General features: G+C 71.9%; 8 protein-coding genes and 1 riboswitch. Of the genes, 3 read left to right on the top strand and 5 right to left on the bottom strand.

What is annotated here, in order from left to right:
• Window positions 1-715: coiled-coil domain-containing protein (locus CR470_RS30690; RefSeq protein ID WP_373561455.1), on the bottom strand; the 715-nt coding region annotated here is incomplete at its 3' end.
• A gap of 266 nt (window positions 716-981) precedes the next feature.
• Here CR470_RS30690 and CR470_RS30685 point away from each other — a divergent pair.
• Window positions 982-1,335 carry a hypothetical protein gene (locus CR470_RS30685; protein WP_097870752.1) on the top strand — a complete coding sequence of 118 codons (354 nt, stop codon included), beginning with the start codon at window positions 982-984 and terminating at the stop codon, window positions 1,333-1,335.
• Window positions 1,336-1,447: 112 nt separating this feature from the next.
• On the opposite strand, the gene CR470_RS30680 is transcribed toward CR470_RS30685, so the two are convergent.
• Window positions 1,448-2,644 carry a C40 family peptidase gene (locus CR470_RS30680; protein ID WP_179892427.1) on the bottom strand — a complete coding sequence of 399 codons (1,197 nt, stop codon included), beginning with the start codon at window positions 2,642-2,644 and terminating at the stop codon, window positions 1,448-1,450.
• Window positions 2,643-2,809: riboswitch (cyclic di-AMP (ydaO/yuaA leader) on the bottom strand. It overlaps the preceding gene by 2 nt.
• A gap of 280 nt (window positions 2,810-3,089) precedes the next feature.
• Between CR470_RS30680 and pcrA the strand changes: the two genes are divergently transcribed.
• Complete coding sequence (pcrA, locus tag CR470_RS30675; protein ID WP_097870751.1) at window positions 3,090-5,531, top strand: DNA helicase PcrA; 2,442 nt, start codon at window positions 3,090-3,092, stop codon at window positions 5,529-5,531.
• A 116-nt stretch (window positions 5,532-5,647) separates the two neighbouring features.
• On the opposite strand, the gene CR470_RS30670 is transcribed toward pcrA, so the two are convergent.
• Together CR470_RS30670 and CR470_RS30665 are read right to left on the bottom strand one after the other, a co-directional pair.
• Window positions 5,648-7,396 carry a M23 family metallopeptidase gene (locus CR470_RS30670; RefSeq protein ID WP_097870750.1) on the bottom strand — a complete coding sequence of 583 codons (1,749 nt, stop codon included), beginning with the start codon at window positions 7,394-7,396 and terminating at the stop codon, window positions 5,648-5,650.
• A 204-nt stretch (window positions 7,397-7,600) separates the two neighbouring features.
• Complete coding sequence (locus tag CR470_RS30665; protein WP_097870749.1) at window positions 7,601-8,527, bottom strand: lipase family alpha/beta hydrolase; 927 nt, start codon at window positions 8,525-8,527, stop codon at window positions 7,601-7,603.
• A gap of 361 nt (window positions 8,528-8,888) precedes the next feature.
• Here CR470_RS30665 and CR470_RS30660 point away from each other — a divergent pair, with 361 nt between their 5' ends.
• Complete coding sequence (locus CR470_RS30660; protein ID WP_097870748.1) at window positions 8,889-9,302, top strand: cobalamin B12-binding domain-containing protein; 414 nt, start codon at window positions 8,889-8,891, stop codon at window positions 9,300-9,302.
• Window positions 9,303-9,502: 200 nt separating this feature from the next.
• On the opposite strand, the gene CR470_RS30655 is transcribed toward CR470_RS30660, so the two are convergent.
• On the bottom strand, window positions 9,503-10,899 hold a 1,397-nt coding region (locus CR470_RS30655), incomplete at its 5' end, for a DUF5691 domain-containing protein (protein WP_107489514.1).

Raw genomic sequence — 10,899 nt, 5'->3', positions numbered from 1 at the left:
TGTATAAGAGACAGACGCCCCGGTCGGCGTGGGACGGGCCGCCGCCGTGCCGGGCGTCGGCGGCGCGTTCGTAGGCGGCGCGCTCGTCGGCGGTCAGGGTGTCCAGCAGCCTGCGGGCGTCGGCCAGCTTGGCGCGGATCGCGGTGCGGTGTTCGCGCAGCTCGGCCCGGCGGGCGGCGAGGCGTTCGGTCTCCTGGTCGGCGCGGGCCTTGACGCGGGTGATCTGGGAAACCTGCCGCCGGATGCCGCGCAGCAGACCGTTCTGCCGGTCGCCCGCCCGGTCGAGGTAGGAGGCGCGCTGCAGATAGGTGTCGGGGTCGGAGGAGAGCGCCAGTTGCAGGGCCGGGTCGAGGGTGCCGCTGCGGTACTGCGCGGTGGCCAGCGAACCCAGGGCGTGCCGGGCGGTGTTGAGGCGGGCGGTGCGGCGGGCGGCCTCGTCGGCCAGGGCGTCGACGGCGCGGGTGGCGGTGGCCGCCTCCTCCTTCGCCCCGTTGTACTTCTCGGTGGCGGCCTCGGCGTCGTGGTAAAGCCGGTCGACCTTCGTCTTGACCTGCGCGGCGGTGGGGGCCGGTTCGGCGGGGGCCGCGCCCGCCCCGGTGACCGATCCCGCGGTGGCGGCCCCGGCGAGCGCCAGGGTGGCGGCGGTGCGGGCAGCAGAGCCGGTGAGCGGGCGCTGCTTGGGTTTTCGGTGAGCTGACCTGCGGTGCGCTGCCACGGGGGCGGCATCCTTTCTGTCGGATGCCCGCCGGGGGATGCCGGCGGGCCCGTGAAGGACGCTATTCCGGGCGCGGGGAAAAGAATCACCATGACGGCTATTGCCCTGATGTGACGTTTCGGTGGTCGCATCCGATCGGGAAGAGAGGCCTATTGCTGGGCCATTAGCTCACGAGCTGAGTAATTGGCTCAAGAGTAGGGAAAGCGCATAAGGAAGGCTTGCCTCACTGCGCGGAGAAGAAGGGGCCCTGGCTAGGCTCCGGAGCCATGGACGTACTCATCAATGTCTTCGTCGCCCTGCACATCATCGGCATCGCCTCCCTGCTGGGCGGCTTCCTGACGCAGATGAAGGCCATGGGAGCGGGCACCGCCCGTTTCACCCCCGCCATGCTGCACGGCGCGCTGACCATGCTCGTCACCGGCGTCGCCCTGGTCGGACTCAATCAGGCCGACGACCAGACCGTGAACCACGTCAAGATCGGCATCAAGCTCGCGCTGCTGGTCGTGATCCTCGCCCTCGTCTACGTCAAGCGGGACGACGAGTCGGTGGACAAGGGCGCGTTCGCGGCGGTCGGCGGACTGACGGCCGCCAACATCTTCATCGCCACGGTCTGGACCTGAGTCCGCGCGGCGTGCGCCCGCTCCGGGTGGGGGCGCGCGCTCCGGTTGTGGGTGCCCGCTCCTGTGGGCTGCCCGCTCCTGTGGGGCGCACGCTCCACCTTGGGCGCATGCTCTACGCGGGGCGCACGCTTCCGTAGATCGGCATCGAGTAGATCGACTCCTCGCGCACGTTCGCACCCGGCTTCGGGGCGTGGATCATCATCCCGTCGCCCTTGTAGATGCCGACGTGGCTGATGTCGTCGTAGAAGAAGACCATGTCTCCGGGGATCAGATTGGACGTGGCGACCCGCGTCCCGACCTCCACCTGGTCCCAGGTCGTCCGGGGCAGGGTCACGCCCGCCTCCCGCCACGCCGCCTGCGTCAGCCCCGAGCAGTCGTAACTGGAGGGGCCCGACGCGCCCCACACGTACGGCTTCCCGATCTGGGCGCGGGCGAAGGCCAGCACCTTCTCCGCCTTGGCGGCGTAGCCGCTGTCCGTGCCGGTGCCCGAGCCCGGATCCGTGCCCGTACCCGAGCCGGGGCCCGTGCCCGAACCGCCGCCGGACTCCTTCGCGGCCTCCTCGCGGGCCTTCTCCTCGGCCTCGGCCCTCTCCTTCGCCTCGGCGGCCTGCCGGGCGGCCAGCTTCGCCGCCTTCTCCTTCGCCTCGGCCTCCTTCTTGCGCTCCAGCTCCGCCAGCCGCGCCTTCTCCTCGGCGGTCAGCCTCGACAGCAGGCTCCGGGCCTCGGTGAGCTTGGTCTGCACGTCCTTCTTGCTGGAGGCCAGCGTGGCCTGCGTCTCGGTGAGGGTCTCCAGGCTCTTCACCGCCTCCGCGCGCTTCTTCGCCGCCGTGGCCTGCTGCGTACGGACCTCGGCGACGGCCTTCTGCTGCCGCTCCGTCGCCCGGTCCATCAGCCGGCTCTGGTCGAAGTAGCCCTGCGGGTTGTCCGCCAGGAAGAAGGTCGCCGCGGGCGCGATGCCCCCGTTGCGGTACTGGGCCGCCGCGTAGGAGCCCAGCGCCCTGCGCGCCTCGTTGATCTTCTCGGCCCGCTTCGCCACGTCGGAGAGCAGCGTGTCGACCTTCGTCCGCTGGGACGCGGAGGCGGCCTTGGCCCGGTTGTACTCCTGGGTCGCGGTGCCCGCCTGCCGGTACAGGGCGTCGACCTTCTTCTGGACTTCCTCGACGGCGGGCTTCGGCTCCGCGGGCGCGGCCGTGGCGCTCTGTGTGGAGAGCAGCGTCACGGAGGCCAGCGCGGCTGTCGTCAGCCCGACGGCGGGGGTGGTGGTGCGCACCTTCGCGCGCGGCTTGCGATGCGATGCCAAGACCGGCATCTCCTTCCGTGGACCGCCTACCGGGTTAGCTGTCGGGTTCGGACGGAACGGAAGGCTGTCCTACGGTCCGGATGCGAGGTCACGGACCGATTCACCCCGGTTCTGCGTGTGGGTCCCCGGTTCCGGACTGCCAGGGCGGCAGGACGGATTCGGCAGAGGTGCCCGTCGGGCGTGGTTCGCCTCAGGGAGGTCCGGGCCACCTGACCGAGCACGCTAGCCAACCGGCCCCGCCGCTGGGAAGGACGATGAGCGATATGCCCGATACATTTTCGTGACCTTTCCGGATCGGCGGCCCGGCACCCCCTCCGACCGGGCGCTCCTTCACGGAACGTGGGCGTCCGCTCTCCGTGCGTACGGGTGAGGGGCGGGCGATTCCCCGGTGCCGGCGGTCGCTTCCCGGCTTCGGCGGAACGTTGTCGGTCCGGCCGCCTAGACTCGGGAGGCGATGAGCAGCCTCTTTGACGACAGTTTCCTGACCGGCCTCCAGCCCGTGGAGGACGGCCCCCCGCCGCCCCCCGAGGACCACGCGCCCGAAGCGGTGCCGGAGGGACTCTTCGAGGGCGTCTACGACGCACCCCCGCCGCCCCGGGACGGGTACTACCGGGACGGTCACCCGCGCCCGGTGATCGACTCCGCCGCGCTGCTCGACGGGCTGAACACCGAGCAGCGCGCCGCCGTCGTGCACGCCGGGTCCCCGCTGCTCATCGTCGCCGGCGCCGGCTCCGGCAAGACCCGGGTCCTCACCCACCGCATCGCCCACCTGCTGGCCGAGCGCGGGACGCACCCCGGGCAGATCCTCGCGATCACCTTCACCAACAAGGCCGCGGGCGAGATGAAGGAGCGCGTCGAGCAGCTCGTCGGCCCCCGGGCCAACGCGATGTGGGTCATGACCTTCCACAGCGCGTGCGTCCGCATCCTGCGCCGCGAGTCGAAGAAGCTCGGCTTCACCTCGTCGTTCTCGATCTACGACGCCGCCGACTCCAAGCGCCTGATGGCCCTGGTCTGCCGCGACCTCGACCTGGACCCGAAGCAGTTTCCGCCGAAGTCCTTCACCGCCAAGGTCTCCAACCTCAAGAACGAGCTCATCGACGAGGAGACCTTCGCCGGGCAGGCCACCGACGGTTTCGAGAAGACCCTGGCCCAGGCGTACGCGCTCTACCAGGCCCGCCTGCGCGAGGCCAACGCCCTGGACTTCGACGACATCATCATGACGACGGTCCACCTGCTCCAGGCCTTCCCGGACGTCGCCGAGCACTACCGCCGCCGCTTCCGCCACGTCCTCGTCGACGAGTACCAGGACACCAACCACGCCCAGTACACGCTGGTACGGGAGCTGGTCGGCCCGGCCGGGGAGGCCGACGCCCCCGCCGAGCTGTGCGTGGTGGGCGACGCGGACCAGTCGATCTACGCCTTCCGGGGCGCGACCATCCGCAACATCCTCCAGTTCGAGGAGGACTACCCGAGCGCGACGACGATCCTGCTGGAGCAGAACTACCGCTCCACGCAGACGATCCTCTCCGCCGCCAACGCGGTCATCGAGCGCAACGAGAGCCGCCGCCCGAAGAACCTCTGGACCAACGCCGGCGGCGGCGCCCGCATCACCGGCTATGTCGCCGACACCGAGCACGACGAGGCGCAGTTCGTCGCCGACGAGATCGACCGGCTCACCGACGCGGGCGACGCCAAGGCGGGCGACGTCGCCGTCTTCTACCGGACCAACGCCCAGTCCCGTGTCTTCGAAGAGATCTTCATCCGCGTCGGCCTGCCCTACAAGGTCGTCGGCGGTGTGCGCTTCTACGAGCGCAAGGAGGTCCGGGACGTCCTGGCCTACCTCCGGGTCCTCGCCAACCCCGAGGACACCGTCCCGCTGCGCCGCATCCTCAACGTCCCCAAGCGCGGCATCGGCGACCGCGCCGAAGCCATGATCGACGCCCTGTCGATGCGCGAGAAGATCTCCTTCCCGCAGGCGCTGCGCCGCGTCGACGAGGCGTACGGCATGGCCGCCCGCTCGTCCAACGCCGTCAAGCGCTTCAACACGCTGATGGAGGAGCTGCGCACGATCGTCGAGTCCGGCGCCGGACCCGCCGTCGTCCTGGAAGCGGTCCTGGAGCGCACGGGCTATCTCGCCGAGCTCCAGTCCTCCACCGACCCGCAGGACGAGACCCGCATCGAGAACCTCCAGGAACTCGCCGCCGTCGCCCTCGAATTCGAGCAGGAGCGCGCCGACGAGGAGGGCGCGGGCACGCTCGCGGAGTTCCTGGAGAAGGTCGCCCTCGTCGCCGACTCCGACCAGATCCCCGACGAGGACGAGGACGGCTCCGGCGTCATCACGCTGATGACCCTGCACACGGCGAAGGGCCTGGAGTTCCCGGTCGTCTTCCTCACCGGCATGGAGGACGGCGTCTTCCCGCACATGCGGGCCCTCGGCCAGACCAAGGAGCTGGAGGAGGAACGCCGCCTCGCGTACGTCGGCATCACCCGCGCCCGCGAACGCCTCTATCTGACCCGGGCCGCGATGCGCAGCGCCTGGGGCCAGCCCTCGTACAACCCGCCCTCGCGGTTCCTGGAGGAGATCCCGGAACAGCACCTGGACTGGCGGCGCAAGGGCCCGATGGCTGCCCCCGCCGGGCCCACCTCCGGCATCACGTCCTCGCTGTCCTCCTCCCGCTCCCGCTCCGGCCCCTCGGGCTTCGCGACCCGGCGCGGCGGTGCGGAGAAGCCGACGGTCACCCTGGTGGCCGGGGACCGGGTCACGCACGACCAGTTCGGGCTCGGCACGGTGACGGCCGTCGAGGGCTTCGGCGACCAGGCCAAGGCGACGGTCGACTTCGGCGACGAGCGCCCGAAGAAGCTGCTGCTGCGGTACGCACCGGTCGAGAAGCTGTAGACCGGCCGGCCGCCGAGGCGGGCCGGGCCGGACAGACGGAAGCGGGTGGGAGGGCCGAGGCCCTCCCACCCGCTTCCGTCCGTCCGTTCTCGTGTTTCCGTCTTCGTGTCTCCGTCTCAGCTCGGGTCGACGCCCTTGCTGCGCAGCCACGCCAGCGGGTCGATCGCCGAGCCGCCGCCGGGCCGGACCTCGAAGTGCAGGTGCGGACCGGTGGAGTTGCCCGAGTTCCCGGAGTACGCGATGACGTCACCGGCCTTCACCGGGCCCGAGCGGATCTTGGTGCTGCTGAGGTGGCAGTACCAGGTCTCGGTGCCGTCGGCGGCGGTCACGATCGCCATGACCCCGTAGGCGCTGTTCAGCTGGGTGCGCACGGTGCCGTCGGTCGCGGCCATCACCGGAGTGCCGTACGAGACGGGGAAGTCGATGCCCGTGTGCACGGACATCCAGTTGACGCCCGCCTGACCGTAGTAGGCGCTCAGCCCGTGCTGCTTGACCGGCAGGACGAACTTGGGTCGCAGCGCCTCACGGCGTGCGGCCTCCTCCTCGCGCTTCTTCTTCTCCGCCGCCTGCCGCTCCCGCAGGTCGAGGCGCTCCTGGGTGCGGCTCGCGCGCTCACGGAAGTCGTCGCTGCCCTCGGAGAGCTGCTCCAACTGGCTGTCCAGCCGGTTGTTCGCGGCGACCGGCTTGACCGTGCTCGGGTCGGCGACCGCCAGGGAGGTGGTCGTCTCCTCCGGCTTCTCCTCGCCGCCGGGCATCCCGCCGACGGAGGCGGCGGCGATGCCCGCGACGCTCATCACGCAGGCGGAGGGCACGGCGACGGTCAGCAGGGCGGAACGTTTGGCGGGAGTACGCCGACGGGCCCGGCTACGGGGACCGGGGGGACGGACGGCGGTGCGGTTCACGGAGGGCGGGGCGGGGAAGCCGTCCCCGGCGTCCGGCTCCGGCGCGGCGTCCGGTGGGAGGAAGGCGAACTCGGCGGTGGAGGAGTGGCCGGTCTCCGGCTCCCCGGCCGTACCGTCCGGCTCGGCCGCCGCTTCGGGTGCCGCCGCGTCGGCCGGCTGCTGTTCGTACAGGGAGTGCGACGTCTGTTCGGGTTCGTACGCGGTGTCCCCGGGCGTGGCGCCGGAGTTCCACGCGGTCGCGTCGTAGGCGCCCGTGTCGTACGTACCCGTGCCGTAAGCGACGGATTCGTAAGCGCCGGTGTCGTGCGAACCGGTGTCATGCGGGCCCGTGTCGAACGTGCCGGTGGTGAAGGCGGTGGTGGCGTACGTCCCGGTGTCGGCGGCGACGGCCGCCGTGCCGTACGCGCCGGTCGGATACGACCCGGTCTCGTAGGCGTCGGCGCCGTGGACGTCGCCGGTTCCGTACGCCGTCCCGGCCGGGTACGTCCCGGTGTCGTAGGCGCCCGTCTCGTATGCCCCGGTGCCGTACGCCTCCGTGGCGTACGCGGTGTCCGTGCCGTACGGGGCCGCGGGGAAGCCGGTGGTGGGGAACGCGCCGGTGTCGGCGGTCGCCCACTGGCCGGTCAGGTCCTGTTCGGCGACCTGTTGCCAGGCCCCGGAGGTGTCCCACTGCTGCGGGGCCTGCTCCTGGGCGGCGTAACCGTCGTAGACGGGCGTCTGCTGTGCGCCGCTGTTCCACGCGGAGGAGTCGTACGAGCCGCTGTGGTCCGGCTGCCCGGTCGCGTACGGGGTGTCGTGGCCGGTGCCGTAGGTGGTCTCGCCGTATCCGGCGGCGGGGTGACCCGCGGTGTAGCCGGTGTCGTGGCCGCCCGGAAGGGAGCCGAAGAGCGGGTCGGTGTCGAAGCCGCCGGTCGATCGGTCGTCGTACCCGACAGGCCCGGCGTGGGGGTGCTGGTCGTTCACCAACTTCTCTCTCGCCTCGGCAGCAGGACTGTTCTGGATCCCGGTCAGGGGGTTCCAGGGGGAAGCAGTGGCCGCGACTGTACCCGGCGGTATGTGAGGACGACAATCTTCGACAGGTTTTGCGTTCGCAGGAAACGGGCAATCGGCCGTCTTTCGGTGGACGGCAGACGCAGCCTTGGCCCTACGTTCGAGTGATGTTCTATTTCAGGCCGCGGAAGTCGCTCCGGTGGCGGACCCGGTGCGGGGCCCGGCGGCGGTGGCGGTGTCCTCTTCGGCCTCCGGCGCCTCAAGAGCCTCACGGATCGCGGCGGCCACCTTCGGGTGCACGGGCAGCGCGAGGTGTCCGATGCCGGTGACGCGGACGTTCACCGCGTCGAGATCGGGATGATCGACGCACGCGGTTTCGACGGGCACCATCACCTGGTCCAACTCGCTCCAGAAGCTCACGAACCGGGTTCGGCAGCCGGGTGCGGGGGTGCGCAGCTCCTCGATCACGGAGGAACCGCCGCGCATCTGACGCACGATGGGGTGAACGCCCGCCCCGGGGGCGACGGCGGTGCCCCCGTGCGGGGTTCCGAGCGTCACCAGGGTGCGCACCCGTCGGTCACCGCCGAGTCGCTGGACGTAATACCGGGCGATCAGGCCGCCGAGGCTGTGCCCGACGACGTCGACCCGGCTGTGCCCGGTGCGCGCGCAGATCTCCTCCACGTGCCGCCCGAGCAGTTCGGCGGCGGTACGGATGTCGCGTGTCAGCGGTGAGTAGTTGAGGGATTCCAGGTGGCGATGGCCGTGCCGGGTCAGCGCGCGCCGCAGGACGACGAACACGGAGCGGTTGTCGATGAAGCCGTGCAGCAGGACGACGGGCGGCGCGGCAGCGGCCGGCAGGGCGGTGGTCGGGTGGATAGCTGCTTCGCCCTCGTCGGGGTCGTCGGCGCCGGTGTCCGCCGGGCGGGTCGGCGGGCGGGGAGTCGGGCGTGGCGGCAGGTGGCGCTCCGGGGTGAGGCCGAAGGGGTAGGCGACCAGGTGTCCGGCGAGGACGGCCAGCTCCAGCGCGGTGGCGCCGAGCAGCGCGGACGATATCCGGGGGCCGGGCAGGCGGGGCAGCAGGGGGAGAAGAGGGAGGAGCTTCACGGGCCGGCCTCCTGCACTGGCGTACGGGGAGGCGGCTCCCGTCCCCGTACGCCCTCATGGGGTGTCGGCACGAGGGCCGGGCCGCCGCGGGGGCCGGTGGCGGCCGGGCGGCACGGGGTCCGTACCACCGTGCCGTGCGGCTGGCGGCGCGGTGGTACGGCGACCTCGTAGCGGCTCCCCTTGCGCCGGACCCCGCGCGGCCGGAACGCCGCGTGGCACGGGGGACGACGCCTGGCGAACATGTCCCATGTGTGATTTCCCCCTCCCCGCCTGCCGCGAAACAGCGCCTTGCGGGATGCTGTGGATAACGTTCGTTCACATCCCCGGCCCTTCAGGCGCGGGAGACCAGGTGGAGGCAGTGATGGGTGTGACCGGTCCGATCCGTGTGGTGGTGGCCAAGCCGGGACTCGACGGCCACGACCGCGGGGCCAAAGTCATCGCGCGGGCGTTGCGGGACGCCGGTATGGAGGTGATCTACACGGGGCTCCACCAGACGCCCGAGCAGATCGTCGACACGGCGATCCAGGAGGACGCCGACGCCATCGGCCTCTCGATCCTCTCCGGGGCGCACAACACGCTGTTCGCCAAGGTGATCGAGCTGCTGAAGGAGCGGGAGGCGGAGGACATCAAGGTGTTCGGCGGCGGGATCATCCCGGAGGACGACATCGCACCGCTGAAGGAGCTGGGCGTCGCGGAGCTGTTCACCCCGGGGGCGACGACGACCGAGATCGTCACGTGGGTCAACGCCAACGTCCGCCAGGCCGCCCAGGCCTGAACGCCGGCCCCGGAGCGGGCCCCTGCGTACGGGGCCCGCGCGGGCGGCGGCGGCTCCGTCGCCACCCCAGTCCGTCGACGTCGCTGTCGCTTGTCGCTCTCGCTCTCGCTTTCGCTCGTGGCTCTGGTCGTCGCGGCGGTGGGCGGGTCAGTTCCGGCTCCCTGCGGCATCAGGACATCGGTTCCGGCTCCGTGACGGCATCAGGTCATCAGCTCCGCCTCCATCGCGGCGCGCAGCCGCAGGGTGGAGACCAGGCGCTGGAAGGCCTCCGACCAGTAGCCGCCCGCCCCCGGCGACGCCCCCTCCTGCTCGTCCTGCGCGGCCGTCAGGACCTCCAGCCGGTCGGCCTCGGCCGGATCCAGGCAGCGTTCCGCGAGGCCCATCACTCCGCTGAAGCTCCACGGATAACTTCCGCCGTCCCGGGCGATGTCGAGAGCGTCGACCACCGCGCGCCCGAGCGGCCCGGCCCAGGGGACCGTGCACACCCCGAGCAGCTGGAACGCCTCCGAGAGGCCGTGCGCGGCGATGAACGCGGCCACCCAGGAAGCGCGTTCGGCCTGGTCCAGGATGGCGAGGAGCTTCGAGCGCTCGGCGATCGAGGCCGTCCCGGGGCCGCTCGCCGGGGGTGCCGAGGGGCGCCCGAGCAGGGCCCGGGCCCACTGCGGATTCCGCTGCCGCACGGCCGCCCGGCACCAGGCGGCGTGCAGCTCGCCCGCCCAGTCGTCGGCGACGGGCAGGGCCACCACCTCCTCGGCGGGACGTCCGCCGAACCGCTCCTCCCAGACGCCGAGCGGGGTGGCCTCCACCAACTGGCCGAGCCACCACGACCGTTCGCCCCGGCCTGTCGGCGGGACCGCGGCGACGCCGTCGCGCTGCATTCCCGCGTCGCACTCGTGCGGTGCCTCCACGGCGATGGAGGCGATGTCCCCCGTACGGTCCGGGTTCACGCAGGACGTCGCGCGGGCCGCCATCCGTCCGGCGAGCGCCGACTCGGGCAGGGCGGACAGCAGTTCGGCGGCGGTGGCGCGGACGTTGCGGCTGCGGTCGGACAGGGCCTGCTCCAGGAACGGTTCGTCGTCGCCCCCGAGCCCGGACCGCAGGGAGTCCAGGAACATCAGCCGGTCCTCGGCCCGTTCGGCCGGCCAGGTGGTGGCGAGCAGGGCGAGCGCGGCGGGCGGATCCTGCGCCCGTACGGCGTCGAGCAGCGCGACCCGCTCCGCGAACAGTCCCTCCTCCCACAGTCGGCCCACCGCTTCCGGATCCGTGATGTCGGGGTGGAGCGCGCCGCTCGCCGCGCCCCGGAGGGCGAACTTCCAGTCGGGATTCAGCCCTGCCAGCCACAGACCGCGCGGCCCGGCGAACGCGAGCGCCTGCGGGCGCAGGTCCGTACGGGCACGGGCGGCGTCCAGAAGCGGCGGCAACAGGGCCGCCGGGGCGCGGAATCCCTTCCGGTTGGCGGTGGCCAGCCACTGCGGAATCAGCTCGGTGAGGTCGGGGGCTGCACCGCGCCGCCCGCCGCCCGAAGGCGCGGCGCGGCCGGCCAGCAGGTGGGCGAGCCTGCGCCGGGCGGCCTCGGGGCTGTCTCTTATACACATCT

Source organism: Streptomyces sp. rh34 (assembly GCF_002551245.1).
Lineage (GTDB): Bacteria > Actinomycetota > Actinomycetes > Streptomycetales > Streptomycetaceae > Streptomyces.
This window is presented reverse-complemented; position numbering and strand designations above follow the sequence as displayed.

Excerpts from the sequence above, each read along its gene's own strand:
- CR470_RS30685 (WP_097870752.1), top strand. The coding sequence starts at position 982 with ATGGACGTACTCATCAATGTCTTCGTCGCCCTGCACATCATCGGCATC.
- CR470_RS30680 (WP_179892427.1), bottom strand. The coding sequence starts at position 2,644 with ATGCCGGTCTTGGCATCGCATCGCAAGCCGCGCGCGAAGGTGCGCACC.
- CR470_RS30660 (WP_097870748.1), top strand. The coding sequence starts at position 8,889 with ATGGGTGTGACCGGTCCGATCCGTGTGGTGGTGGCCAAGCCGGGACTC.
- pcrA (WP_097870751.1), top strand. The coding sequence starts at position 3,090 with ATGAGCAGCCTCTTTGACGACAGTTTCCTGACCGGCCTCCAGCCCGTG.